The sequence below is a fragment of the Specibacter sp. RAF43 genome, assembly GCF_052114065.1.
Classification (GTDB): Bacteria; Actinomycetota; Actinomycetes; order Actinomycetales; family Micrococcaceae; genus Specibacter.
In genome coordinates, this window is record NZ_JBFREA010000026.1 from 93,728 (window position 1) to 118,125 (window position 24,398).

The 24,398-nt window shown below is 67.5% G+C and carries 24 protein-coding genes; 10 read left to right on the top strand and 14 right to left on the bottom strand.

What is annotated here, in order from left to right; genetic code table 11:
- The first annotated feature begins 125 nt into the window (after positions 1-125).
- Positions 126-599, top strand: coding sequence for a VOC family protein (locus AB4Y80_RS14065; RefSeq protein ID WP_442214967.1), 474 nt, complete (start codon positions 126-128; stop codon positions 597-599).
- On the opposite strand, the gene AB4Y80_RS14070 is transcribed toward AB4Y80_RS14065, so the two are convergent.
- Entirely contained in the window at positions 596-1,105 is a 510-nt protein-coding gene (locus AB4Y80_RS14070) for a YbaK/EbsC family protein (RefSeq protein ID WP_442214968.1), read from the bottom strand. The genes AB4Y80_RS14065 and AB4Y80_RS14070 overlap by 4 nt on opposite strands.
- Positions 1,106-1,347: 242 nt before the next feature.
- On the opposite strand from AB4Y80_RS14070, the gene AB4Y80_RS14075 reads away from it, so the two are divergent.
- Positions 1,348-2,025, top strand: a complete 678-nt coding sequence (locus AB4Y80_RS14075) for an NADPH-dependent F420 reductase (RefSeq protein WP_442214969.1) — start codon at positions 1,348-1,350, stop codon at positions 2,023-2,025.
- Positions 2,026-2,059: 34 nt separating this feature from the next.
- Here the strand turns inward: AB4Y80_RS14075 and AB4Y80_RS14080 are convergent, their stop codons facing one another.
- From AB4Y80_RS14080 to AB4Y80_RS14090, 3 genes are all read right to left on the bottom strand, one after another.
- Positions 2,060-2,875 carry an MBL fold metallo-hydrolase gene (locus tag AB4Y80_RS14080; RefSeq protein WP_442214970.1) on the bottom strand — a complete coding sequence of 272 codons (816 nt, stop codon included), beginning with the start codon at positions 2,873-2,875 and terminating at the stop codon, positions 2,060-2,062.
- Positions 2,876-3,251: 376 nt separating this feature from the next.
- A complete protein-coding gene (locus AB4Y80_RS14085; protein WP_442214971.1) occupies positions 3,252-5,642 on the bottom strand; it encodes an ATP-binding cassette domain-containing protein in 2,391 nt (796 codons plus the stop codon).
- A 107-nt stretch (positions 5,643-5,749) separates the two neighbouring features.
- Positions 5,750-6,106, bottom strand: coding sequence for a VOC family protein (locus AB4Y80_RS14090; RefSeq protein WP_442214972.1), 357 nt, complete (start codon positions 6,104-6,106; stop codon positions 5,750-5,752).
- A 382-nt stretch (positions 6,107-6,488) separates the two neighbouring features.
- Between AB4Y80_RS14090 and AB4Y80_RS14095 the strand changes: the two genes are divergently transcribed.
- Positions 6,489-7,121 (top strand): class I SAM-dependent methyltransferase, encoded by a 633-nt coding sequence (locus AB4Y80_RS14095; RefSeq protein WP_442214973.1) that lies wholly within the window; start codon positions 6,489-6,491, stop codon positions 7,119-7,121.
- A gap of 515 nt (positions 7,122-7,636) precedes the next feature.
- Here the strand turns inward: AB4Y80_RS14095 and AB4Y80_RS14100 are convergent.
- A complete protein-coding gene (locus AB4Y80_RS14100; protein WP_442214974.1) occupies positions 7,637-8,179 on the bottom strand; it encodes a GNAT family N-acetyltransferase in 543 nt (180 codons plus the stop codon).
- 121 nt (positions 8,180-8,300) lie between these two features.
- Here AB4Y80_RS14100 and AB4Y80_RS14105 point away from each other — a divergent pair, with 121 nt between their 5' ends.
- From AB4Y80_RS14105 to AB4Y80_RS14115, 3 genes are read left to right on the top strand one after another with little or no spacing between them, the layout of a single operon-like run.
- A complete protein-coding gene (locus tag AB4Y80_RS14105) occupies positions 8,301-8,495 on the top strand; it encodes a hypothetical protein (RefSeq protein ID WP_442214975.1) in 195 nt (64 codons plus the stop codon).
- Positions 8,488-9,141, top strand: a complete 654-nt coding sequence (locus AB4Y80_RS14110; protein WP_442214976.1) for a peptide deformylase — start codon at positions 8,488-8,490, stop codon at positions 9,139-9,141. The genes AB4Y80_RS14105 and AB4Y80_RS14110 overlap by 8 nt, the downstream gene beginning before the upstream one ends.
- 41 nt (positions 9,142-9,182) lie before the next feature.
- Positions 9,183-10,076 carry a methyltransferase domain-containing protein gene (locus AB4Y80_RS14115; protein WP_442214977.1) on the top strand — a complete coding sequence of 298 codons (894 nt, stop codon included), beginning with the start codon at positions 9,183-9,185 and terminating at the stop codon, positions 10,074-10,076.
- Between the two features lie 48 nt (positions 10,077-10,124).
- Here the strand turns inward: AB4Y80_RS14115 and yczE are convergent, their stop codons facing one another.
- On the bottom strand, positions 10,125-10,784 hold the full coding sequence (gene yczE, locus AB4Y80_RS14120; protein ID WP_442214978.1) for a membrane protein YczE: 660 nt from the start codon (positions 10,782-10,784) through the stop codon (positions 10,125-10,127).
- Between the two features lie 60 nt (positions 10,785-10,844).
- Between yczE and yczR the strand changes: the two genes are divergently transcribed.
- The 4 genes from yczR to AB4Y80_RS14140 all read left to right on the top strand — a co-directional run bounded on the left by yczR (position 10,845) and on the right by AB4Y80_RS14140 (position 14,263).
- On the top strand, positions 10,845-12,254 hold the full coding sequence (yczR, locus tag AB4Y80_RS14125; protein WP_442214979.1) for a MocR-like transcription factor YczR: 1,410 nt from the start codon (positions 10,845-10,847) through the stop codon (positions 12,252-12,254).
- Positions 12,255-12,315: 61 nt separating this feature from the next.
- Entirely contained in the window at positions 12,316-12,801 is a 486-nt protein-coding gene (locus AB4Y80_RS14130) for an NfeD family protein (protein ID WP_442214980.1), read from the top strand.
- A 90-nt stretch (positions 12,802-12,891) separates the two neighbouring features.
- Positions 12,892-13,836, top strand: coding sequence for an SPFH domain-containing protein (locus AB4Y80_RS14135; protein WP_442214981.1), 945 nt, complete (start codon positions 12,892-12,894; stop codon positions 13,834-13,836).
- A gap of 85 nt (positions 13,837-13,921) precedes the next feature.
- Positions 13,922-14,263 carry an RNA polymerase-binding protein RbpA gene (locus AB4Y80_RS14140; protein ID WP_442214982.1) on the top strand — a complete coding sequence of 114 codons (342 nt, stop codon included), beginning with the start codon at positions 13,922-13,924 and terminating at the stop codon, positions 14,261-14,263.
- Between the two features lie 91 nt (positions 14,264-14,354).
- Here AB4Y80_RS14140 and AB4Y80_RS14145 read toward each other — a convergent pair whose 3' ends face one another.
- The 8 genes from AB4Y80_RS14145 to AB4Y80_RS14180 all read right to left on the bottom strand — a co-directional run bounded on the left by AB4Y80_RS14145 (position 14,355) and on the right by AB4Y80_RS14180 (position 24,374).
- Positions 14,355-15,083 (bottom strand): polyprenol monophosphomannose synthase, encoded by a 729-nt coding sequence (locus tag AB4Y80_RS14145; RefSeq protein WP_442214983.1) that lies wholly within the window; start codon positions 15,081-15,083, stop codon positions 14,355-14,357.
- A gap of 493 nt (positions 15,084-15,576) precedes the next feature.
- The gene (locus AB4Y80_RS14150; protein ID WP_442214984.1) at positions 15,577-17,241 is read right to left on the bottom strand and encodes an amidohydrolase; all 1,665 of its coding nucleotides are present in this window, start codon (positions 17,239-17,241) and stop codon (positions 15,577-15,579) included.
- 88 nt (positions 17,242-17,329) lie between these two features.
- A complete protein-coding gene (locus AB4Y80_RS14155; RefSeq protein ID WP_442214985.1) occupies positions 17,330-20,200 on the bottom strand; it encodes a DEAD/DEAH box helicase in 2,871 nt (956 codons plus the stop codon).
- Between the two features lie 42 nt (positions 20,201-20,242).
- Positions 20,243-21,079, bottom strand: a complete 837-nt coding sequence (tatC, locus tag AB4Y80_RS14160) for a twin-arginine translocase subunit TatC (protein WP_442214986.1) — start codon at positions 21,077-21,079, stop codon at positions 20,243-20,245.
- Positions 21,080-21,096: 17 nt separating this feature from the next.
- Positions 21,097-21,375, bottom strand: a complete 279-nt coding sequence (gene tatA / locus AB4Y80_RS14165) for a Sec-independent protein translocase subunit TatA (RefSeq protein ID WP_442214987.1) — start codon at positions 21,373-21,375, stop codon at positions 21,097-21,099.
- Positions 21,376-21,396: 21 nt separating this feature from the next.
- Positions 21,397-21,768, bottom strand: a complete 372-nt coding sequence (locus AB4Y80_RS14170; RefSeq protein ID WP_442214988.1) for a hypothetical protein — start codon at positions 21,766-21,768, stop codon at positions 21,397-21,399.
- Between the two features lie 9 nt (positions 21,769-21,777).
- Positions 21,778-23,874, bottom strand: coding sequence for a helix-turn-helix transcriptional regulator (locus tag AB4Y80_RS14175; RefSeq protein ID WP_442214989.1), 2,097 nt, complete (start codon positions 23,872-23,874; stop codon positions 21,778-21,780).
- A 104-nt stretch (positions 23,875-23,978) separates the two neighbouring features.
- Complete coding sequence (locus tag AB4Y80_RS14180; RefSeq protein ID WP_442214990.1) at positions 23,979-24,374, bottom strand: FKBP-type peptidyl-prolyl cis-trans isomerase; 396 nt, start codon at positions 24,372-24,374, stop codon at positions 23,979-23,981.
- Positions 24,375-24,398 lie beyond the last annotated feature (24 nt).

A 24,398-nucleotide genomic window follows, 5' to 3' on the forward strand; every position in this document is an offset into this window, starting at 1 on the left:
GTCGGGGGCGGATCCACCCAGCCCGGGTGCCCCCGCCGGCACAAAGCTACCGGCGGGTAGGCCTTGAGGCCCGGAGGCCCGGCGTCTAGGCTCGGCGCAGGTAACCGAGCGAGGGAGTGATCCAGATGAAGCCGATCAGCACGTGCCTGTGGTTCAACGGGCAAGCCGAAGAGGCGGCCAATTTCTATGTTGGCCTGTTTGAGAATTCACGCATCACCGACGTCGCCCGCTGGGGGGACACGGGCCCGGGGGAGGAGGGGAGCGTGCTGACCGTGGCGTTTGAACTTGACGGCAGCGACTTCATGGCGTTGAACGGCGGACCGGAATTCACCTTCACCGAGGCCATCTCCTTTGTGCTGAACTTCGACACGCAGGCGGAGCTGGACGCCAAGTGGGAGGCGATGACGGCCGATGGCGGCCAGGAGAGCCAGTGCGGCTGGCTCAAGGACAAGTTCGGGGTGTCCTGGCAGTTGATCCCGGCCATGCTGACCAGCGTGCTCAACGGCCCCGACCCGGATGGCTGCAGCCGGGCCATGAAGGCCATGCTCGGCATGCAAAAGCTCCAGATCGCCGAACTGCAGGCCGCCTATGACGGCTAGGGTTCGGCCGGGGCCGGCGCCTTGGCCAGCCCGTCAATGACTTCTACGTTGGGCAGCTTGGTCAATTGCCGCGGATCGAGGCGCAGCTTGCTGGTGCGGTTGCCGCCGCCCATGATGACTTCCGGCTGCTCGAGCACGGCGGAGTCCACGTAGACGGGCATGCCTTCCACCCCGAACGGGGTCACCCCGCCAATCATCATGCCCGTGCGTTCAATGGTGAGGTCGGCGTCGGCAAAGGACACCCGCCGGACGCCCAGGAGGTCCTTGACCTTCCGATTGACGTCCAATCGGGTGGTGCCCAGGACCACGCAGACTGCCTGCACGGACGGCTCGACTTTGCGGGAGGTCACCACGATCGTGTTGGCCGCCTGCTCCAGGGAGACGCCGTAGTGTTCGCAGAATGCGGCAGTGTCCGAGAGCTCATCGGCGCACGGGAGCACTTCGTGGACTATGCCGTGCCGCTCGATCGACTCGCGGACCGACGGCATCAAGGTGGGCTGGCTCATGTTTCCAGAGTAGCGGCCTCCGTGACCCCGTTGAACTGGCAGCACCTGCGGGTGCCCCGCCGTTGACCTGACAGCACCTGCGGGTGCCCCTGTTGCGCGGCCGGTGGTCGTACCGCGATGAGCATGCCTGGAGCGACCAACTCTCTTGAATGCAAGTCGCTGAAACCCTTGTAGGCACCGGACCGGTCTGCTAGCCTCGCAGCTGAAACTCAGAAGTGTGCCCGTCTACTTGAGGAACAGTCGTGAAGTTCGCAGTCCTTGGCACTGGTGCGGTAGGGCGGGCCATTTCCGGCCGGCTCGACGAACTCGGCCACGAAGTGACGGTAGGCACCCGCGACCCGCTGGCGACGAGGTCGCGCCAGGAATTCGACGGCATGGGCAATCCGCCGTTCGCCAAGTGGTCCGTCGAGCATCCGGGGGTGGAACTGGCTTCGTTCGCAGATGCCGCGGYCCAGGCCGAAATCGTCGTCAATGCGACCAACGGCGCGGCGTCACTGCAGGTCCTTGAGCTCGCCGGGGCCGAGCACCTGGCCGGCAAAGTGCTCATAGATGTTGCCAACCCCCTCGATTTCTCCCACGGCATGCCGCCCACGCTACTCATCTCGGACACGGACTCGCTGGGGGAGCGGATACAGCGCACGTACCCCGAAGCCCGCGTCGTGAAGACCCTCAATACCCTGAGTGCTCCGCTGATGGTCAGACCCGGCACGCTGCCCGAAGAATCCAGTGTCTTCGTCTCGAGTGACGACGTTGAAGCCAAGGAATTCGTGTCGAAGTTGTTGCACGAGTTCGGCCACTCCGACGTGATCGACCTCGGCGGGTTATCTACCGCACGTGGCACGGAAATGATGATGCCCGTGTGGCTCCGGCTGTGGGGTGCGCTCGGCACGCCGATGTTCAATTACAGGATCGTCCGGTGATCTTGTCCCGTCTCATCCAAGTCGATGAGCTCAGCTAGCCGGGCGCTCCGTCTGGTTCGCTTCTTCGGGCGAGGAGTTCGAGTTGCCGTGCGTGCACGCCGCCCACCCAGTCCCAGCCGGGCAAGGCCGACGGGCCGAGCCGCGGGTCGCTGGACACATCGGCGTCACGCAAGGCGTGCATGTACGCCCGATCCTGGTCGATCCGTTCGCGTACCTGATCAGCTCCGCCGATGGACCCGTGGCCGGGAATGAAGACATCGACGTCGACCGCCACGTCTTCGAGCAGCCGCAGGGCGGCGAGGTAGTCCTCGATCGGGTCAGCCGTGCCGTTCAAGTCAAGCATCGGAATCAAGACATCAGAAAGCATGTCGCCGGCGACGAGGACCCCGCGTTCCTCGATCAACAGCGCCGCATGACCCGGGGCATGCGCTTGATGCTCGATGATCCGGATCCCCGGACCATTCCACGGAATCTGCGCCGCCTGCGCGGGCAGGCCTGTGATTAGGCCGAGCAGGTCCAGGGGCACATCCTCGGGGATGCCGAGCCGGCTTGCATCGATCCCCCCCGACAACCGGTCTCGAACCGTGGACGCGCAGCGGGCGGTGCCGTAACGGGGCGCCGCGCCGAGCCCGGCGTCCCAGAGCAGGTGATCCCAATGAGGATGCGTGGAGAAGCCAGCCACAACGGTCTGGCCCGAATCGGAGAGGTCGTTCGCGAGGCAGGCCAGTTCGTGGCCGTGCACCCCGGCGTCGATGAGCAACACGCCGGCCCGGCCCTGCACGACAACGGTGTTGCTCTGGCAAAACTCGCTCTCGTGGATCAGCACACCCTCCGCGACCTGGCTCAGCACGGGCACCCTCCAATTGTGGTTTGCGACGGCTTGTCGCGACTGTAGTCCTAGGCGGTAATGGATGGCAAGGTCATGTCCATTTGAAGTTTACTTTACATAATGTAGATTATCGGCTCATCGTGATGGGCTTCAAACCCGAGGTCTCGCCGCCTGAGTACGTCCGGAACAATTACCGCCGAACACGTCGCCGCGATCCTTCCGGGATGTGGCCAGGCTGAGACGAGCTATATCCGGAGAATCCGCCGCCCAAGCCACCACTTGCACCTCACCGCGCGGATTGGAGACGGCCCGCCTCCCGAGATGACCCAGTGGTACCACTCCCCCACGATATGTGATACAGATCACATTCCACTCAAAATGGCGACGAGCTTCCCGTCTAGCTGCCGACGTAGGCCGCCAGGTGCTTGCCGGTGAGGGTCTCGCGGCCGGCCACGAGCTCGGCGGGCGTGCCCTCGAAAACGATCGTTCCGCCGTCGTGGCCGGCGCCGGGGCCGATGTCAATGATCCAGTCGGCGTGCGCCATGACCGCCTGGTGATGTTCGATCACGATGACTGACTTGCCGGCATCAACAAGCCGGTCCAGGAGGCCCAACAGGTTTTCGAYGTCGGCCAGGTGCAGCCCGGTGGTTGGTTCGTCGAGGACGTAGATGCCACCCTTCTCGGACAGGTGGCTGGCCAGCTTCAGGCGCTGCCGTTCGCCGCCGGACAACGTGGTGAGCGGCTGGCCGAGGCTAACGTAGCCGAGTCCGACGTCGGCGAGTTGCGCCAAAATTTTGTGGGCGGCGGGGATGCGCGACTCTCCGGTGTTGAAGAATTCCTTAGCCTCGGCCACCGACATGGCGAGGACCTCGCTGATGTCCTTTCCGCCGAGGCGATATTCGAGCACCAATGCCTGAAAACGCTTGCCCCCGCACTCCTCGCAGGGAGTTGCGACGGTGTCCATAAAGCCCAGCTCGGTGTAGATGACGCCGGCGCCGTTGCAGACGGGACAGGCACCTTCGGAGTTGGCGCTGAACAGTGCCGCTTTCACGCCGTTGGCCTTCGCGAACGCCTTGCGGATGGGGTCGAGCAGTCCCGTGTATGTTGCCGGGTTGCTGCGCCGCGAGCCCTTGATCGCCCCCTGATCGATCGACACCACGCCCTCACGCCCGGAAACCGAGCCTCGAATCAGCGAGCTCTTGCCCGAGCCCGCCACCCCGGTGATGACGGTCAAAAGCCCCAGCGGAATGTCGACGTCGACGTCCTTGAGGTTGTTGGCGGTGGCGCCGCGCACTTCAAGGGCCCCCGAAGCCTTCCGCACTGTCTTCTTCAGCGTGGCGCGGTCATCCAGGTGTTGCCCGGTGAGCGTGCCGCTGGACCGCAGCCCCTCGACGGTCCCCTCGAACATCACTTCGCCGCCCTGGGTGCCTGCGAGCGGGCCAAGGTCAATGACATGGTCGGCGATCGCGATCGCCTCCGGTTTGTGCTCCACCACCAGGACGGTGTTGCCCTTGTCGCGCAGTTGCAACAGAAGATTGTTCATCCGCGCAATGTCATGCGGGTGCAGCCCAATGGTGGGCTCGTCAAAGACGTAGGTCACGTCGGTGAGCGAGGACCCGAGGTGGCGGATCATCTTGGTCCGCTGCGCCTCGCCACCCGAGAGCGTGCCGGATGGGCGGTCAAGGCTCAGGTAGCCGAGCCCGATCTCGACAAACGAGTCAAGCGTGTCGCCGAGCGAACCCAGCAGCGGCGCCACCGACGGTTCGTCGAGCCCGCGCACCCATGCGGCCAGGTCGCTGATCTGCATCGCGCACACGTCGGCGATGTTCAGGCCGTCGATTCTTGAGGAACGGGCCGGGCCTGCCAGCCGGGTGCCGTCACAGTCCGGGCAGGTCTGGAAGACGACGGCGCGGTCCACGAACGCCCGAATGTGCGGCTGCATGGCGTCACGGTCCTTCGACAGCATCGTCTTTTGCAACTTCGGGATCAGGCCCTCGTAGGTCAGGTTGATGCCTTCGACCTTGATCTTGGTCGGCTCCCGGTAGAGCAGGTCCTGAAGCTCCTTCTTGGTGAATTTGCCGACCTTCTTGTTCATGTCGAAGTAGCCGGATCCGCTGAAGATGCGGCCATACCAGCCGTCCATGCTGTAGCCCGGAATGGCGAGCGCACCCTCCGCCAGCGATCTCTCGGCGTCGAACAGCGCCGTCAGGTCGAAGTCGGTTACCTCGCCGCGGCCCTCGCAGCGGGGGCACATGCCGCCGGTGATGCTGAAGCTGCGCCGCTCCTTGACGGTTTGCCCGCCGCGCTCGATCGTGACCGCACCTGCCCCGCTGACCGAAGGGACGTTGAATGAATACGCCTGCGGCGAGCCGATGTGTGGCTGCCCGAGCCGGCTAAAGACGATGCGCAGCATGGCGTTGGCGTCCGTGACGGTGCCGACGGTGGAGCGTGGATTGGCACCCATTCGTTCCTGGTCGACCAGGATCGCGGTGGTCAGCCCTTCCAGCACGTCAACGTCGGGACGCGCAAGCGTCGGCATGAATCCCTGGATAAAGGTGCTGTAGGTCTCGTTGATCATCCGCTGCGACTCGGCGGCGATCGTGCCGAAGACCAGGGAGCTCTTGCCCGAGCCGGAAACGCCGGTGAAGACGGTCAGGCGCCGCTTCGGGATTTCGACGCTGACGTCCTTGAGGTTGTTCACGCGCGCGCCCCTCACACGGATCTGATCGTGACTGTCGCCTACATGCCGCGCAGAGGTCTGCGTGTCCAACCTCGTGTCCATGCCCATCGTGTCTCCATCGTCTAGGTGGGGCCGCCTTCGCGGGGTCCGTTGGCATTGCTGCACCGGCCGCTGTCCACTTTATCGTTTCGGCGTGCCGGTTGGGGGGGTGGAACTCAGGGGTCCTGAAGCAGTCCGAGGACGTTGCCGTCCGGGTCGGTGACAGTGGCCACCAGGCGCCCGCCACCGACGTCGTGCGCAGGCTCCTTCACGGTGGCTCCCGCAGCGGTCACCTCCAGAAGCTTCGCCGCGATGTCCGCCACATGCCAGTAGGCCACCGGGGAGGTCATGCCTTGCGGTCCGCCTCGCGGGACCAGTCCGATGTGCTGGCCGGCGGCCTCGAAGCCAACATAGTAGGACTCGTCGTTCTGCGGCGGCACACCGAGCAGGGCGGCGTATACCGCCTTGGCCGCCGCCAGGTCTGAGACGGGGTGCAGTACGGTCTTGATTCCCTCAGTAGCTGAGCTGGTCATGATGACTCCTGAAATGGTGGGTCGAGTCGGCCCGGTTTGTCCTGCCGTCATCAACTCTAGGCGCGCGATGACGACGGCGCTTCTCGAATCCTGCTCGGTCCGGAACCGCTCCRCATTCGCTGTCCCATGCCGAAGAACTCGGCCACTCCCCCAAGGCTTTAGAAGGATCCTTTTCCGGACAGCTCTTCCACTTTTTGATACTCGCCGTGTGGCCTTGCTGCACCGCCGCGCCCGAGCAAGGCCAGGGCCGAACTCCCCGGACTCTGCATACTGATGGTAACGTCGCCGCAGAACTCCCCCGCCGTCCTTGATTCACAGGGAATTGCGATTTCGCGCGCTTGCCAGAACCCGATCCCGAAACCGGCCACCCTAGAATGATGCCGTGAATGAACAGCAAGTCGCGTCTGCGTACGCGAGGCGTGCAGAGGAATACGTCGCCCGCTTTGGTTCCGTGGAAAACGTCCATCCAGACGACCTCGGCATGATTCGCCGTTGGGCAAAGCATGCGCACGGTCCAGTTCTGGACGCCGGCTGTGGTCCAGGACATCTGGCTTCGTACCTGCACTCGTTCGGGATCAACGTATCCGGCGTCGACCTGGTGGCTGAATTCATTGCACACGCCCAAACGACATATCCGCTCGTCCCCTTCCAGGTGGGATCGATGGTATCCATGGGCTTACCGGAGGAGTCGTTGTCCGGAATCCTCGCATGGTATTCGCTGATTCATTTAGACCCCGCGGAATTGGCCATGGCACTCGCCGAATTCCGTCGCGTACTTACTCCCGGCGGAAAGCTGCTCATTGGATTCTTTGGGGCGGACATTGCGGGACCGTTTGGCCACAAAGTGGTCGAGGCCTACGCGTGGCCCACTGAGGATATGGCCCACCAATTGGCCATGAGCGGCTTCGAAGCGGAATACACGATGGCCCGCATCGAGGGTGACCCGCGGCCGCACGCGGCCATCGCCGCCCGCGCCGTATCCGCACACCCGGGCACATTTGCGACGCCAGTCTAGCCTTGGTGACGCATCGCCCTCATCAGCAGTCCGACGCCGCCGTTAAACTCGGTCGTGTGAAATTTTGGAGCCATGGCAACCTCTGAATACTGCCACCTTCGATGCAGCTAAATCGAGGGCAAATTGCTGGCATTCACAACGTACCAAGCGAAGTCAGCCCGTTCCCAAATCCAGTCCATTCGGGCCCGGGTCAACATGACGGCGACGCCAGTCCGGCCTGACGGTGATGCCGCCCAGATAGTGGCCGGCCGGGGCCGGCCCATGGTGGGGTCCCAATAATGCGTCTTTGACCAGCCAACTTTTCCCACTCCACCGTTTTCCGGACGCGGGCAGTCCGTTTACCAATATCAGCTGATTGGCAATGCTCAGTCATTCCCATACTCTCTGAGTGCAGTGGATCCAGCTGCCCCCCACTCCCCGGCGGGAGACCTTGCACTGCCACCGGGACGGCTGCCAAAGAGCAGAGGTCACCCGCGTCTACTGTCACCTCAACGAGGCTGGACCCGCGCCTACTGTCACCTCAACGAGGCGGGATTCTTGGCCACGAACAACTCGCACGTCGCGTTGTAATACTTCTTGGACGGCCCCAGGTGCTTCATGCCGATGCGCCGGCACACACTCTGGGAGGCCTCGTTGGCCGGGTTCGTCACGGCCACCACGTGGTCCAATCCGCCGGCAAACGCGTGCCCGAGCACCGCGGCGGCGGCCTCGGAGGCAAAGCCGCCGCCCCAGTGGTCCGGGTGAAAATGCCAGCCGATCTCCACATCCCCGGAGGGCTGAAGCGGTTCCTGGCCGGAGGCCGGGATCGGCTTGAGCAGCAACGTCCCAACGGGGCGGCCGTCCGCCTTGGAGGTCACGGCCCAAATCCCGTGGACGGGGTGGTCGATCGCCCGAAAGCGGGCGACCCGTTCGACAGCCTCGGAGCGGCTCTCCATAACGCGCGGCTCGGCGCCGATGAACCGTTGGACCACCCACCGGGAGTAGAGGTCAAACACAAAATCCACGTCGGTGTCTTCCCATGGGCGCAGGACAAGTCGTTCCGTGACGATGTTCTTCATCTCCCCATCATGCCCGTCCTGCGCCCGCCGTGGCAGGTCCTGCGGCAAAAACCACCCAGGCCGGGCAAGGGGCCGGACGGTTTGGCACAATGGACTCACCGGCTCGATGAAGGGGAAATCCGTGAAGTTTGTACTGGAAGTTGATTTGGACGGCGAAGCGCTCAATGCCGCCCCCGTGGAGGAATTGGGCCGCATCCTGCGCTACTGGGCCGGCAACGTCAAGCACTACCCCCTGGCCCCGGGCTCGGGCGAGACCATTCGGGACAGCGGGTATGCCGCCGTGGGATCCTGGCGGATCGAGAACGGCAATGACTGAACCCGCCGGCGGCAAGGCGCTGTTTTCCGACGCGTACGTCCGCGAGGCCGTGGCGGCGGTGCTCGAGGCGGACGGCCTCCCCGGCATCGTCCAGGCGGGGCACCCCGTGCTGCGGGCCCGGGCGGTGCCGTTCACCGGCCAGATCCCGGCCGATGAGCTCGCCCGGCTGATCGCCGTCATGCGAGCGACCATGCATGCGGCCCCGGGCGTGGGCCTGGCCGCCCCGCAGATCGGCATCCCGCTGCAACTGGCCGTCCTGGAGGACCTGTATGAGGTCCCGGCGGACAACGCCGCCGCCCGCGACCGCAGGCCGCTGGACTTCCTGACCCTGCTCAACCCCCGCTACACGCCGGTGGGCCCGGCCACGGCCTCGCACTACGAAGGGTGCCTGTCCATATCCGGCTGGCAGGCGGTGGTGGACCGGGCCGTCGCCGTTGACCTGGCGTACGACGACGAGGCCGGCACCGCGCTCCGGCGCCGGTTTGGCGGCTGGCAGGCCAGGATTGTCCAGCATGAGACCGACCACCTCGCCGGAATCCTGTACCTGGACCGGGCCCATACCCGGTCGCTGACCTCCGACGCCGAATACGCCGCGCACTGGTCCCGGCCCGATATTGCCGCCGCGCGCGAGGTCCTGCACTTTTAGACCGGCCCTCCGGCCGCCGTCCGGCCACCTAGGATGAAGTCATGGACTTGACTGCCGTTGATGCGTTGGTGTGCCCGGTGTGCGGCCTGGAAGTCATCCCGCCGCTGGCCGGGGAGACGGCCCTGCAATGCGTCGACGGACACAGCTTTGACATTGCCCGGCAGGGCTATGTCAACCTGCTGACCGGGCACGGCACCAAGTTCGCGCACGATTCGGCCGAGATGGTGGCCGCCCGGGACGACTTTCTCGCCGCTGGCCACTACCTGCCCCTGGCAAAGGAACTGGCCGGGCTGACCGCGGCCGCGCTGGCGGCCACCCCGTCGGGGCCGGGCCGGCCGCTGGTGCTCGACGCCGGCACCGGGACCGGGTACTACCTCCAGCAGCTCCTCGCCGCGTCCGACGCGGACTCGGTCGCGCTGGACATTTCCAAGTTTGCGCTGCGCCGGGCGGCGCGCCGCAACCCCGCCACGCTGAACCTCGTGTGGGACCTGTGGCGTCCCCTGCCGCTGGCGGCGGACAGCGCCGATGTCATCGTGGTGGTGTTTGCGCCCCGGAATGCCGCGGAATTCGCCCGCGTCCTCAAGCCCGGCGGGCAGCTGGTGGTGGTCACTCCGCTGCCGGAGCACCTGGCCGAGATTGCCGGCCCGGTCGGCATGCTGGGCATCCAGCCCGACAAGGACGCCGCCCTGGCGGACTCCCTGGCCGGCCACTTCCACCGGCAGGACAGCCGGGACGTCACCATCCGCCTTGGGCTCACGCCGGGGGACGTGCGCAATGTGGCGCTGATGGGGCCGGCCGCGCACCACCTGGACCCGGCCAAGCTGGCCGCGGCCGTTGCGGCGCTGCCGCCGTCAACTCCCGTGACAGCCGCCTTCAGGATTTCCACCTTCGGCCTCATGCCGGGGAAACCCATCAGCGGATCTGACCCGCAATAGATGTCGAAAAACCCCGAATATTCGGGGTTTTTCGACATCTATTGCGGGTCAGCTGAGGTTGGCGACGTCGACCGGGTGCACCGCCCCGGCGCGCAGGTCCTTGCCGCGCAGGTCCACGCGCAGCCACCGCAACGTCACCTGGGTCAGGGGCCCCACGCCCATGGCAAACGCCGCCGTGCCGGCGCCCACCACGCCGCCGAGGAAGAAGCCCACCACCACCACGGCCAGTTCGATCCCGGTCCGGATCATCCACACCGGCCGGCCCGTGACCCGCACCAGGCCGGTCATCAGGCCGTCCCGCGGGCCGGGCCCCATGCCGGCGCCGATGTACAGGGCCGTGGCGAACGCCACAATGAAAAGACCGGCGGCAAACAGCACGCCCTGCAGGAGGAGTTGCTCGGCCTGCGGGATCATGGCCAGTCCCAGATCCGCGAACAGCCCGATCAGGATGGCATTGGCGATCGTGCCCACCCCCGGGCGCTGCCGCAAGGGGATCCACAGCAGCAGCACCGCGCCGCTGATGATGATGGTGCACCAGCCAAACGTGACGCCCGTGGTGCGGGAGAGCCCCTGGGCAAACACATCCCACGGGGACGCCCCGATGTTGCCGCGAATCATCAGTGCGATGCCCATCCCGTACAGAAACAGCCCGACGGCGAGCCGCACGAGGCGGACCAACAGATTTTGGGTGGTGAAGAACGAAAGCATGGCTCCAACTTAGCCATATGTGGCCTTATGCAATAGAGCCAATTCCACTAGGGTGGCTTTATGAACACCCTTGTCACCGGTCGCCGCCTTGCCCGTGAACTCGGCGAATGGCGGTCCGCGGCGCCGGCCTACCGGGCGTTGGCGGATCGAATTCGCGTGCTGTTGATGGACGGGCGGCTCGCGAGCGGGGCCAGGCTGCCGGCGGAACGAGAGCTGTGCACCGCCCTGGCCCTGAGCCGCACCACGGTGGCCGCCGCCTATTCCACCTTGCGCGATGACGGCTATCTGCGCAGCGTGCGCGGATCCGGCAGCACCCTGGTGCTGCCCGGGCGCGACCGCGGCGAACACTCACTGCACCCCGGCATGGCGCTGGACTTCTCCAAGGCCACCGCGCCCGCCTACCCGGGGCTGGCCGCCGCGTTCACGGCCGCGGCCCGGGAAATGCCGGCGTACCTGGCCCATGACGGCTTCGACCTGGTAGGCCGCCCGGACCTGCGCGAGGCCATCGCCCAGAGCTACCGGGACCGCGGTCTGCCGACGTCGGCGGATAACATCATGGTCACCATCGGCGCCCAGCACGCCCTGAACCTGGTGGCCCGCACGCTGTACTCCCCCGGTGAGCGCATCATGGTCGAACAACCCACCTACCCCCATGCGCTGGATACCTTCGCCTCCGTGGGGGCCCGCGTGGTGGCCGTCCCCGTCACCCAACAGGGCGGCTGGGACCTCGCGGAGGCGCTGCGGCAAATACGCCGGGCCGCCCCCAGCATGGCATTCCTCATGCCGGACTTCCACAACCCCACCGGCATGAGCATGTCCGTGCACGAGCGGGAATACCTGGCCGCCGCGGCGCAGCGCGAAGGCACGGTGCTGGTGGTGGATGAAACCACTGCGCAACTGGACATCGACCGCGGGGAGATGCCGCCGATGGCCGCCTTCTCCCCCACCGTCGTCACCCTCGGCTCCCTGGGCAAGCTGGCCTGGGGCGGCCTGAGGATCGGCTGGATCCGGGCCGGCCGCGACGTCCTCGCCCAAGTCCTGCGCAACCGGCCGGCGTCAGACCTGGGCACGCCCCTGTTCGAACAGCTCGTGGCCACCGAGCTGATGCGCCAGATGCCCCTCATGACGGCCAACCGGAGCCGGGACCTCCGACGCGGACGGGACACGCTGGTGGGGCTCTTGAGTCACAGCCTGCCGCAGTGGAACATCACCGTCCCCAACGGCGGGCTGTGCCTGTGGGTGAACACGGAATCCACCTCCACCTCGGCCCTGGCCCTGGCCGCCCGCACCGAGGGGCTGGGCCTGGTCCCGGGTCCGCGGTTCGGCGTGGACGGGGCCTTTGAACGGTTCCTGCGCCTACCGTTCGGCTATGGCGACGACCAGCTGGCCGAAGGCGTGGGCATCCTCGCCCGGATCAACTCACAGGTGGGAACCGAACCGCTGCGCCTGCCGCTCCAGGCCGTGATCTAGGGCGCAATTCCCACGTTTGCGTAGTAGGCTCATTGGTACGTTAAGTCACAAGGGGGACTCGATGCTTGAATGGATTAATGACTTCGGCTGGATCATCTGGCTGGTTGTGTTCCTGCTGCTCGCGGTCGTCGAAATGCTGACGCTGAGCCTCTACTTCATCCTGATGTCCGCGGGCGCGCTCGCCGCCATCGTGGCCTACCTGCTCAATGCCGACTTCTGGCTGCAAATGGTGGTCTTCTGTGTCGTGGCGCTGGCCACGACCGTCTTGATCCGGCCCGTGGCCATGGCGCACCTGCGCCGCGGCCCCACGGAAACCCTCACCAACGTCGAGCGCCTGATCGGCCACAGCGCCGTCGTGCTCGAGGCTGTCAACGAGAACGCCGGGCTCATCAAGATTGGCGGGGACGTGTGGACGGCGCGGGTGCGCGGCGGCAGTGAAATTCCCGTCGGGGCCACCGTGGAGGTGGCCGCCATCGACGGGGCCACGGCCATCATCACCGCCTCGGCCACGCGCCGGCAATCCGGCACGGCAACAACCACGGCCTGACCCGCGCGGGTCGGCCCCGGCGGCTGTACCGCCCTGTGCCATTCGGCTTGGGCGGCAATCATTCTTCGTAAAAGGAAAAGAGGGGATTTCATGGGTGACGGAGCGGGAGCGCTGGCATGGCTTTTCGTTGTTGCTGTCCTATTGGTCTTTGTGGTGATCGTGCTCGTGCGGTCGGTGCGGATCATTCCACAGGCGCGTGCGGGCGTGGTGGAACGGCTGGGCAAGTACCAACGGACCCTCAACCCAGGCCTGACGGTGCTGATCCCGTTTGTGGATCGCCTGCTGCCGCTGCTGGACCTGCGCGAGCAGGTGGTCTCCTTCCCGCCGCAGCCGGTGATCACCGAGGACAACCTGGTGGTCTCCATCGACACGGTGGTGTATTTCCAGGTGACCGATCCGCGTGCCGCCACGTATGAGATCGCCAACTACATCCAGGCCGTGGAGCAGCTGACCACCACCACGCTGCGTAACGTCGTCGGCGGACTGAACCTGGAGGAGGCGCTGACCTCCCGCGACCAGATCAACGGCCAGCTCCGCGGCGTCCTGGACGAGGCCACCGGGCGGTGGGGCATCCGCGTCAGCCGGGTGGAGCTCAAGGCCATTGACCCGCCCCTGTCCATCCAGGACTCCATGGAGAAGCAGATGCGCGCCGAGCGTGACCGCCGTGCCGCCATCCTCACGGCCGAGGGCACCAAGCAGTCGGCCATCCTCACCGCCGAAGGTGAACGCCAGTCGGCGATCCTGAAGGCCGAGGGTGACGCGAAGGCCGCCATCCTGCGCGCCGACGGCGAGTCCCAGGCCATCCAGAAGGTGTTCGACGCCATCCACAAGGGGAACCCGACGCAGAAGCTGCTGGCCTACCAGTACCTGCAGATCCTGCCCAAGATCGCCAGCGGCACCTCCAACAAGCTGTGGATCATCCCCAGTGAGGTGGGCGAGGCACTCAAGGGCATCGGGAATGTTTTGGGGACCTCGACGCCGGATGCCGGGGACACGGCGACCGTACCCATGGACGGCCAGGAGCCCGTCCACTGACCCTCAAACCGGCGGGGACCGCGCGGCCAAGCACGTATAATGGGTGCTTGGCCAGGGCGGCCGTCACCAACATTAGGGAGAAGTCATGAGCGATCGTAGCTTGCGCGGGATGCGCCTGGGCGCACAGAGCATGGAGACCGAGTCAGGTGTCGAGCCGGCCCCGCGGCAGCGTGTTGAGTACCGCTGCGCGGACGGCGAGCAGGTGTTCGTGACGTTCTCCTCCGAGGCCGAGATCCCGCCGGTCTGGGTTTCCAAGACCGGCAAGGAAGCACTCCTGGTCAACGGCGAGAAGCCGGACACCTCCAACGACAAGCCCGTGCGCACGCACTGGGACATGCTCCTGGAACGGCGCTCGTTGCCGGAACTGGAAACCATCCTGGCCGACCGGTTGACCATTCTGCGCGAAAAGCGCGGCGAGAACGCCTAGGCCGCACGCGCATTCTCGCACCAGGACCGACGCCGAGGGCGGGTGCTCCGGGACCTCCCGGAGCACCCGCCCTCGAGTGTTTTGCCGGCCATTACCGCCGGCCGGTCAGCCTGTTCCAGCGGGCGCTCAGGCCCCACTTGGTGACGTTGAGCATGGCCTCCTGGACAATGTTGCCGCTCATCTTGGACGCGCCGAATTCGCGCTCGACAAAGGTGATGGGCACCTCGACCACCTTCAGCCCCTTCTGGCACACGCGCCACAACATGTCCACCTGGAAGCCGTAGCCCACCGAATCCACCGCGGCCAGGTCCAGGGCCTCGAGCGTCGTCCGCCGGAACGCGCGGTAGCCGCCGGTGACATCACGCACGCTGATCCCGAGCAGGACCCGGGAGTACAGGCTGCCGCACGTGGAAATCAGCTTCCGGCGCAGCGGCCAGTTGACCACCTTGCCGCCGGGCACCCAGCGTGAGCCCAGGACCAGGTCCGCGCCCTGGTCAATGGCGGCCAGCAACCGCGGCAGCTGTTCGGGCTGGTGTGAACCGTCCGCATCCATCTCCACCAGCACGTCGTACCCGGCCGCCAGGCCCCACGCAAAGCCGGCCAGGTAGGCGGCGCCGAGGCCCTGCTTGCCGGCGCGGTGCAGCACGTGGACCTGCGGATCGGCGGCCGCAAAGCCGTCGGCCAGCCCGCCGGTGCCGTCGGGGCTGTTGTCATCGGCGATGAGGACGTCGACGTCCGGAGCGGCGGCCCGCAGTCGGGCCAGCGTCCCGGGCAGCGACTCCAGCTCGTTGTACGTGGGGATGATTGTCAGGACACGCAACTGTTGGTGCCTTTCCGTTGGGATTCGTGGTGAATCGTGGCTCCTCGCATGCCGCCGGCGGGACCGTGGCGCGGCCGTGCGGTGAGCGTGAAAAGCGATGGGGTGGGGACATTACGCCCCGGCGGCCCGTCCAGGGTGGCGCCAAGTCCCCATTATAGGTGAGAACCACAGGGCGCATCGTCCGCCGCGAGAGGGCAGGAGTGCCCAGCATTAAAGACAAGCCCACGCGCCTTCGGGCCAGAGAAGGCGCACGGAAGTCCGTTGGCCTTGCCTGTTTTCTACTGACGCGTGGACCCATCCTTCGGCACCTCGGGCGCTGTCCCCTGTGCCGGCCGGGATGCCCTATATGGGGTATCCGCTTCAACCAAGCTAGTGGCCCGAGCCACCCGGTGTCAACCTCCGCCTGACCTGCACCGATGGGTATCCGTGCAGGTCAGGGCCGGGTTTGGGGGGCAGCTATTGGCGGGTGAAAGACTGCGGGACGCAGCGTTGCTTAGCCTTGGCGCCCTGCGTGTTCGCCCGCTCGCGCGTCGGGCGTGAAGCCGTCCAGCGCGTAGAGTTCCCGGCCGTGGTGGACGGTTTGCAGGCATCGGGGGGCGTTGTCGGTGTCCAGCGCCGGCAGCAGCGGGGTGCGGGCGCGCGGGTCGGTGGACCAGGACTGCACCCGTTCATCGGCGACCTGCACCATCAGCTCCTCCACCTCCCAGACCGCGAAGCTCGCCGGCGCCCCGGGGGCCAGCTGGCCCAACATGGGGTTGGCGGCCTTGGCCGCCCGCCACCCGGCGCGCGTGTGGCCAATAAAGGCCGCCCTGGCGGAGATCCGCTGGGCCGGCTGGTGGTGGGCCAAGGCGGCACGCACGCCGGCCCACGGATCCAAGGCCGTCACGGGGGCGTCGGAGCCAAAGCACACCGGCACGCCGGCCGCGTAGAAGGAGGCGATGGGGTTCAAGGCGGCCGCGCGGTCACGGCCGAGCCGGCGGGCGTACATGCCCTCTCCCCCGCCCCACAGCGCGTCGAAGGATGGTTGCACGGAGACGGTGACCGCGTGGGCGGCAAGCACCGCCATGGCCGCGTCGTCGACCATTTCGGCATGTTCGAAACGGTGTCCGGCGGAGCGCACCTTCTCGATGCCCACCCTGGCCGCGGCACGCCGCAGTCCCTCGACGGCGATGTCCATGGCGGCGTCGCCGATGATGTGGAAACCGCCGGTGATGCCCAGCTCGGACGTGGCCGCCAGGTGGTCCGCCACCTGGTCCACAGTCAGGTAGCCGCGGCCGTGGGAGGCGTCGTCGGCATAGGGCTCGCGCAGCAGCGCCGAGCGGGAGCCCAGCGACCCGTCGATGTTCAGGTCCCCGGCAAGCCCGTGCACGGGTGTGCCCAGCCCGGCCAGGACCGCCTTGGCCTCCTCGGCGCTGGCCACGGCCTGGCCCCAGTACGCCAGCACCTCCGGCAGCGCCTCGGCGGCGTCCCCGGCGGTCAGTGCGGCCAGGGATGCCAGGTCCTCCGGGGAGCCCACATGCGGGGCCCCCATCTCGGCCAGGGCCACATAGCCGTTGGCGGCCGCGTGGCGCAGTGCGCGCCGTTGGGCGGCCGTGCGGGCCGCGGGTGCCAGGGCCGTGGCGGCGTCGCGGGCCGCCGCGTGCGCGGCTCCGGTCACCAGCCCGGCGCCCAGCCACCCCTCAAGCTCCGCAAGCCCGCAGCGATGCGCCAAAGCGCCTGAGACCACCGCCGAATGGACGTCGACCCGGGACAGGTAGACGTCCCGGCCGCCGGCGGCCCGGTCCAGCTCCGCGGCGGTCAGCGGCCGCTGCTCGGCCCACTGCCCCTCATCCCAGCCGTGCCCCCGCACCGGCCCGTCGCCGCCGTCCCCGGCCGCCGCGGCCACCAGGTCCAGGGCAGCCCGGACGGAACGGGCCCCGGAGAGATCAAGGGACCCCAGGGCCAGCCCGGTCTCCGTGACGTGGACGTGCGAGTCCACAAAGCCCGGCGCCACCAGGGCGCCGGCCAGGTCGACCAATTTCATGCGCGCATCCAGCAGCGACGCGGCGGCATGTTCGGAGCCCACCCAGGCCACCGTGTCCCCGTCCACAAGCATGGCGGTGGCGAAGGGATCGGCGGCGCTGTAGACGGAGCCATTGCGGTACAGGGTCAAAGACATGGCTAAAAAGGGTCCTTCCTGGATCAATCGGTGCGGGAGAAGCCCCGCGTGGCGCTCGGGCCAGCGGCCCGGGCAGGAACGAGACCGGCTATTGAACCACGGAGGTGTAAGCCACCACTCCCCGGCGCACCAACTCGATCGCCTCAATGCACAACCGGGAAAAGCCGGCAGGCATTCCCGGCACCTTGGCCAATTGGTCCAACAGGTCGATGACCTGCTTGGTCCAGCGCACAAAGTCCCCGGCCGCCAGTTCGGTCCCGTGCAGGCTGTCCTGCAGGGAACGACCCTTGGCCCACTTAAACATCGGCCAGACCAGGCCCAGATCGGGTTCGCCGGTCAAGGGGAGCCGGTGCGACTCCTCGGCATCCTCCAGGATCGACCATTGGAGGATGACCGTCTCGACCGAGGTCTCCAGGCTGACGCTGGGCATGCGCGGGCGGGCGAGCGCCTGATCCCGCTTGGCCTGGTAGACCACCGTGGTGGCAAACGCGGCCAGCTCGGCGGCATCCAGGTCCTCGAACGCGCCTTCCCGCAGGGCCAGGGCGATCAGCAGGTCCTTTTCGCCGTAGACGCGCCGCAGCCGCTGGCCGTCCTCGCTGGGACGCAGCCGGCCGGCGTCGTCCGTCTCGACGAAGCCGTACCCGGCCAGCAGATTGATGACGCGGTCAAAGGTCTTGGCGATCGTGTTGGTGCGGGAGGAGATGGCACGGACAAGGGTGTCGGTCTCGCGGCGCAGCTTCCACCACCGCTCGGACCAGCGGGCGTGATCCTCCCGCTCGCTGCAGCCGTGGCACGGGTGTGCCCGCAGGGCCCGGCGCAGGGCGTCCATGGAGTCCTCCTGCGCCGCCGCCGTGCCGGTGCGGGCAAACGCCGCGGACCGGTCCGGCCGCCCGGAACCGGACTCGGCCAGCGAGTCAAGCACCTGCTGGACCAGGTTGCGCCGATCCCTGGGCACCTTGGCGTTGAACCCCTTCCCGATGCGCACGCGGGCGAGGGGGACGGCCGGGCCGGTGAGGTCGTGCAGGCCCAGTCGGCGGACCTCCCGGTCCACCGTGAGGATGCCGGGCCGGGGCTCCCGCGCGTGTGGATCGGCGTCGATGACGACGGCGTGGCCGGAGTTCCGCCCGACCGGGACCATGATCACGTCCCCCGGCCGGAGCCCGGCCAGGGACTCCACCACCGCGGCCCGGCGCTGCTTGGCCGCGGTCCTGGTCGCCCCGGATTCGAGGTCGGAGAGTTCGCGGCGGAGCCTGGCGTATTCGTTGAAGTCGCCCAGGTGGCACGTCATGGCCTTCTCGTATCCGGCCAGCGACTCCTCGCGGGAGCGCACCTGCCGGGCCAGGTCCACGACGGAGCGGTCGGCCTGGAACTGGGCGAAGGAGGATTCCAGGATGTCCCGGGTGCGTTCGCGGCCAAACTGGGCCACGAGGTTGATGCTCATGTTGTAGGTGGGGCGGAAGCTGGAGTTCAGCGGGTAGGTGCGCCGGGAGGCCAGGCCCGCCACGGCGGTCGGATCCGTGCCCGGCTGCCACAGGACCACGGCGTGGCCCTCGACGTCGATGCCCCGGCGCCCGGCCCGGCCGGTCAGCTGCGTGTATTCGCCGGCCGTGATGCCCACATGGGACTCGCCGTTGAATTTTTCCAGCTTCTCCAACACCACGGTGCGGGCGGGCATGTTGATGCCCAGGGCCAGGGTTTCGGTGGCGAACACAGCCCGGACCAGGCCATCGGCGAAGAGGCCCTCCACGACCTCCTTGAAGCTGGGCAGCATGCCGGCGTGGTGGGCGGCAAGCCCGCGCAGCAGCCCGTCCCGCCAGCCCCAGTAGCCGAGGATGTCGCGATCGGTGTCGGGCAGCTCCGCGCAAGCGGCGTCGATGCGCCGGGCGATCTCTTCCTGCTCCGCCCGGCTGGTCAGCCACAGCCCGGCGGCCGCACACTGCTGGACGGCGGCGTCACACGCAGCCCGGGAGAAGATGAAGGTGATGGCCGGAAGCAGGTCCGCACGCTCCAGCGCACGGATGACCTGTGGCCGGGATGCACGCCGGACGGGCTCCTGGGCCGGGGCGCCATGCCGGGAGCCACCGAAGGCGCCGCCGGCCGGCTCGCCGCCGGCGGCATTGCGCCCGGGGCGCCGGCCCGCCCTGGGGCCCTGCCGTCCCCGGTAGAAGCCGGCGGCTTCGCTGCGCGCGACCCGCAGGAGCTCCGGATTGACCTTGAACCGTTCCGTCTTTTCCGGGTGCCGGGCCAGTTCGTCAAAGGAGAGGTTCGTGGCGAAGAGGTCGACGATCTCGCGCTGGACCATCACATGCTGCCACAGCGGGACCGGACGATGCTCGGAGACGACGACGGCGGTGTCCCCGCGGACCGTGCCCAGCCACGCGCCGAACTCCTCGGCGTTGGACACCGTGGCGCTCAGGGAGACCACCTGGACCTCGCTGGGCAGGTGGATGATCACCTCCTCCCACACGGCGCCGCGGAAGCGGTCGGCCAGGTAGTGGACCTCGTCCATGACCACGTAGGCCAGCCCCGCCAGGGTCGCGGAGTCGGCGTAGAGCATGTTCCGCAGGACCTCGGTGGTCATGACCACCACGGGGGCCTCGGCGTTGATGCTGGTGTCCCCCGTCAGCAGCCCCACGTTCTCGGACCCGTACTTGCGGGCCAGCTCCTGGTATTTCTGGTTGCTCAGCGCCTTGATGGGGGTGGTGTAGAACGCCTTGTGGCCGCGGGCCAGGGCCAGGTAGATCGCAAACTCCCCCACGATGGTCTTGCCGGCGCCGGTGGGGGCGGCCACCAGGACCCCGCGGCCCTCCACCATGGCGCGGCAGGCGATGAGCTGGAACGCATCCAGGTCAAAGTCCAGGGTTTCCTGGAACGCACCAAAACTCGTGGCGCGGTCCGCGTTGCTCTCCCTGGCTGCCAGATAGCGTTGGGCGGGTGAGGGCGTCTCTGGCGTTGGCATGCTTCTAGCCTACGGCAGCGGCATGGCCCGGGACGCCCTGGGCTAGAGGCCCTCGAGGTCGGTGAGCGGCGTCGGAACGTTGGCGGTGGCCTCGGTCTCGTGGGCCCGCTTGGCGTCGCGGCGGTCTCGGCGTTTGTCGTTTAGGACGCACAGGCCGATCGCGCCGAAGTAGAGCACCAGCAACGGGGCGCCGAGGAAGAACATGGACATGACGTCCGATCCCGGCGCCGCCATGGCGGAGACCACCGTGACCCCGAGAATGGTGAACCGCCACGCCTTCACGTAGGTCGTGCCGCGCACGATCCGCACGGCGTTCAGGCCCACCAGCAGCACCGGGACCAGGAAGGCGATGCCCATGAACAGCAGCAGCTGCATGGCGAATTGCAGGTAGTCGCGGGCGGGGATGAGGTTGGACCCGTCGCGTGGGGTGAAGGAGGTCATGGCCCACACGATGTTCGGCAGGATGGTCCACCCGGCATACAATCCGGCCAGGAAAAGCGGCACGGCGGCGCCGAGGTAGATCAGCGTGTACTTGCGTTCCTTCTTCGTCAGCCCGGGCGTGATGAAGGCCCACAACTGATAGATCCACACGGGTGAGGCGAGGATGAGTCCCAGCACCAGGGACACCTGGATTTTCAGGTCGAAGGAGGAGGTGACGCCGTCGAAGTTCAGCGAAGCGTTGACCCCGCGTTCGAGGCTGATTTGCTTCATCGGCTCGGAAATCGCCTGCAGGAGGGGATCATAGAGGATCCACCCGATGATGATGCCCGGAATCATCGCCAGCCCGCTCTTGACGAGCCGGTTGCGGGCCTCGATGAGGTGTTCCTTGAGCGCCATCCGCCCTTCGGGATTGGCCTTGCGGCCCTTTGTCACGCTCACTGGTTCAAGTGCTGCTTCTATGACTGCGCGCCGGTACCGGATCCGGTGCCGTCGGTGGTCGTGTGGCCGGGCTGGGCCGGGTTGTTCACGATCTTGCCTTCAACGGGTGCCTCGGGTGCGGCGGCCGGCTTCTCGTCCTTGCCGTCGTTCTTCATTTCCTTGACCTCGGACTTGATGATCCGCATGGACTGGCCGAGGCTGCGGGCCATGCCCGGGAGCTTGGGGGCCGCGAAGAGCAGCAAAACGACGATGATGATGATGGTGATAGCCCAGGGGCTCTCAAAAAGTCTTCCCACGGTGATGCCTTTCCTTTTGGTTCATCCTACGTCTTCGAGGGCCCTGATGTCGCGCAGGGATTGGAGCTGGCCGCGTTCCTTCCTGCGGGCGACGCGCCGTTGACGCCGTACGAATTGCCGGGCTTCCTTGGCGGCTAGGTAATCATCCTTCATTTGTTCGGGGGTTGCAAAAACCGCCGCACCTGGGAGGGTGGTCCGTGGTTCGGGGACGGATCGTTGCGCGGCGGCCCGGGATTGTTCCTCCCAATGGGCGCTGAGGGAATCGCGCGTGCGCCCCACGCCGCGCATCGTCCGGGCGGCGTCGCGCCACAGCTTGAGCCCCATCACGACGATGAAGAGCAGGGACAGCGCCACCAGCGCCATCCACAGGAGTATCCACGACCACCAAGACATGCAGTGAGTCTATCCGTCGAAACGCGGCGTTTGCGTCGCGCCGGTGCCGGTGCCGTTTGGGGTGGGGTGGGTGGCGTCCTGCCGGGGATCATATTCCCCCAGCGCGTCCGCCAGCCAGCGGCGGGTGCGGTCCCGGATGTCGGCCGGCTCCACCAGCTGGGCCCTGCCGCCAAGGCGCGCGAGCAGCGGCGGGATGGTGCCGGCGTCGCCCACCAGGAACCGCAGCGCCGACCGGCCGTCGGGCAGCACGGCCACGGCGGCACCATAGGACGGGCCAAGGCGCTGCGCCGTGGCGGCGTCCATGGCCAGCACCACCGCCCGGTCCTTCTCGCCCGGGGTGTACAGGCCCGGCGCGGCACCGGCCGGCAGAGGCTCACGCAGCCCCGGCTTGGCCTCGTCCACGGCTCCGGCATCGGCCAGGGCCCGAATGCCGTCGACGCGGAAGTTGCGCATCGCCTGCGCGCTGCGGCACCAGGCCCGCACATACCAGGTGGAGTCGATGGACAGGATCCGCCGCGGCTCGATCACCCGCCGGGTCAGCTCGTCCCGGCTGCGGACCAGATAGGTGATGGAGACCGCCCGCCGCTCCTGGATGCAGCCCTGCAGCCTGGCGGCGAGCTCCAGCACGGGCCCGGAGGCCAGGCGCAGCGCCACGGCGTCGGCCAGCCAGGCCGAGTCGCCGGCCACCGTGCGCACGGACTCCAGGGCCGTCGCCACGGATTGTGCCTCCCGCGTGCCGGGCACGGCCCGCAGCGCCTCCAGCCCCACCAGCAGCGCGCACGCCTCCTCCTGGGTCAAGCGCAGCGGCCGGGCCAGGGTTTCGGCGTCCCGGATGAACACCTGGCCGGAATCGGCCACCACGTCCATGAGGTCGCCGTGGAGGTAGCCGGGCAGCCCGCACACCGACAACAGGGCCAAGTCCCGCTCTACCTGGTCCAGGGTGATGCCAAACTCGGCGGCGATCTCTTGCAGCTCGACGCCCTGGTTGGCCACCAGGTACGGCACCATGGACAGCAGGCGGACCAGGTGTTCGCGGGCGTCCTTGCGGGCGCCGGGGGACGATAGGGCGGCGGTCGAGGACGGGGAGAAGTCCAGCCGGGCGGGATCCGGCAGGGACGCTTCCGCGGCCGCTGCCGCGGCGGCAAGCCGGGACCGGACGGCGGCGCGCAGCGCCGCGGGCTCCAGCACCACGGCATGGGCGCCCATCGCGGCGAGGTCGTCGGCCATCAGTTCCGGCTCGCGGTACGGGACCGAGAGGATGTCGGTGCCGGACGGTCCGGCGTCGACCACGGCCGCGCCCTCGCGGTTGCGCAGGGCGTGCGCTGCGTGCGCGGGAACCCTCAGCAGCGCCGTCTGGCTGGGACCAGTGCCCAGGGCGTCCAGTACGTCGGTGATGGAGAAGTCGGCCGGCCGGGCGAAGGTCTGCTGCGCCAGCACGGTGACCGGGGAGGTGATCCGGGACAGCCGGAACGCCCGGGTCTGGGCCCGGGCGACGTCGAAGCCGTAGAGGTACCATTGGCCGTATTTGTTGCCCAGGCCCCAGGGCTGGACGGTCCGGTCGGTGTCGGCCGCGGCCTCGGCGGCCCGGTAGGAAAAAGTTACCCCCTGACTGTTGCGCAGGGCCTCCCACAGGGGTTCGAACGCGGGCTCCTGGGTGCGGATGCGTGCCTGGACGGTGGTGTCGTCGTCGTACCAGCCGGTCCCGGTGCCCGTGGCAATCTTGCGCAGCGCGGACTGGGCGGCGGCACCGAACGCCGCCCCGGCCCAAAGGTTCGCCGCCACGGCCAGCATTGTCATGGCCGGCCCGTCCAGGCGCACCTGGGGGACCTGGTAATCGGCGGGATTGATCCGGTAGTAGGTCTGGCTTTCCGCGTCCAGGTCATAGTTCGTCACGGCCGTGATCGGGATGCCGAGCCGGCGCAGCGCCTCTTTGTCGCGCTCAAACATCCGCTCAAAGGCCCGTTCCGCCTTGGCGTCGTCGCTCGCGGCGGGCGCATACCCGAAGATGTTGTTGCGGATGTAGTGCTTGCTGTACCCGCGCCTGGTACCCAGCAGGGCGATGACAAGGTTGAGCAACCGTTCGGTGGTATCGATATTCGTGGACACCCAGCCAAGACTACTAGCCCGTTGCCCGCGTGCAGGCCGCCGCAGGTCACTCCGGCCCCGAAGCGACGCTTCGGGGCCGGAGCCTGCCACTGGTGCGGGCGGTGTTAGCGCACGCCCACGAGGTCGACGACGAAGATCAGGGCCTCGTTCGGGCCGATGGCGCCGCCAGCCCCGCGGGAGCCGTAGGCCAGCTCGGACGGGATTTCCAGGCGGCGGCGCCCGCCGACCTTCATCCCGAGCAGGCCCTGGTCCCAGCCCTGAATGACCTGGCCGACGCCGGCACGGAATTCCAGCGGTGTCCCGCGCCCCCAGGAGGAGTCGAATTCCTCGCCGGTGGAGAAGGCCACGCCCACGTAGTGGGTGGAGACGGTGTTGCCGGCCACTACCTCGGCGCCGGTGCCTTCGATGAGGTCCTCGATGACGAGTTCGGTGGGGACGGCGTGGTTCGGGAAGTCGATTTCCGGCTTCGTGCGGTCGTATTCACGGTTTCCAAATGACATGGCGCTCCTTAGGCGTCGATCAGG

Coding starts and splice junctions, on each gene's coding strand:
- AB4Y80_RS14065 (WP_442214967.1), top strand. CDS start 126: ATGAAGCCGATCAGCACGTGCCTGTGGTTCAACGGGCAAGCCGAAGAG.
- AB4Y80_RS14070 (WP_442214968.1), bottom strand. CDS start 1,105: ATGAGCCAGCCCACCTTGATGCCGTCGGTCCGCGAGTCGATCGAGCGG.
- AB4Y80_RS14090 (WP_442214972.1), bottom strand. CDS start 6,106: ATGACCAGCTCAGCTACTGAGGGAATCAAGACCGTACTGCACCCCGTC.
- AB4Y80_RS14100 (WP_442214974.1), bottom strand. CDS start 8,179: ATGAAGAACATCGTCACGGAACGACTTGTCCTGCGCCCATGGGAAGAC.
- AB4Y80_RS14110 (WP_442214976.1), top strand. CDS start 8,488: ATGACTGAACCCGCCGGCGGCAAGGCGCTGTTTTCCGACGCGTACGTC.
- AB4Y80_RS14115 (WP_442214977.1), top strand. CDS start 9,183: ATGGACTTGACTGCCGTTGATGCGTTGGTGTGCCCGGTGTGCGGCCTG.
- yczE (WP_442214978.1), bottom strand. CDS start 10,784: ATGCTTTCGTTCTTCACCACCCAAAATCTGTTGGTCCGCCTCGTGCGG.
- yczR (WP_442214979.1), top strand. CDS start 10,845: ATGAACACCCTTGTCACCGGTCGCCGCCTTGCCCGTGAACTCGGCGAA.
- AB4Y80_RS14130 (WP_442214980.1), top strand. CDS start 12,316: ATGCTTGAATGGATTAATGACTTCGGCTGGATCATCTGGCTGGTTGTG.
- AB4Y80_RS14135 (WP_442214981.1), top strand. CDS start 12,892: ATGGGTGACGGAGCGGGAGCGCTGGCATGGCTTTTCGTTGTTGCTGTC.
- AB4Y80_RS14140 (WP_442214982.1), top strand. CDS start 13,922: ATGAGCGATCGTAGCTTGCGCGGGATGCGCCTGGGCGCACAGAGCATG.
- AB4Y80_RS14150 (WP_442214984.1), bottom strand. CDS start 17,241: ATGTCTTTGACCCTGTACCGCAATGGCTCCGTCTACAGCGCCGCCGAT.
- AB4Y80_RS14155 (WP_442214985.1), bottom strand. CDS start 20,200: ATGCCAACGCCAGAGACGCCCTCACCCGCCCAACGCTATCTGGCAGCC.
- AB4Y80_RS14170 (WP_442214988.1), bottom strand. CDS start 21,768: ATGTCTTGGTGGTCGTGGATACTCCTGTGGATGGCGCTGGTGGCGCTG.
- AB4Y80_RS14180 (WP_442214990.1), bottom strand. CDS start 24,374: ATGTCATTTGGAAACCGTGAATACGACCGCACGAAGCCGGAAATCGAC.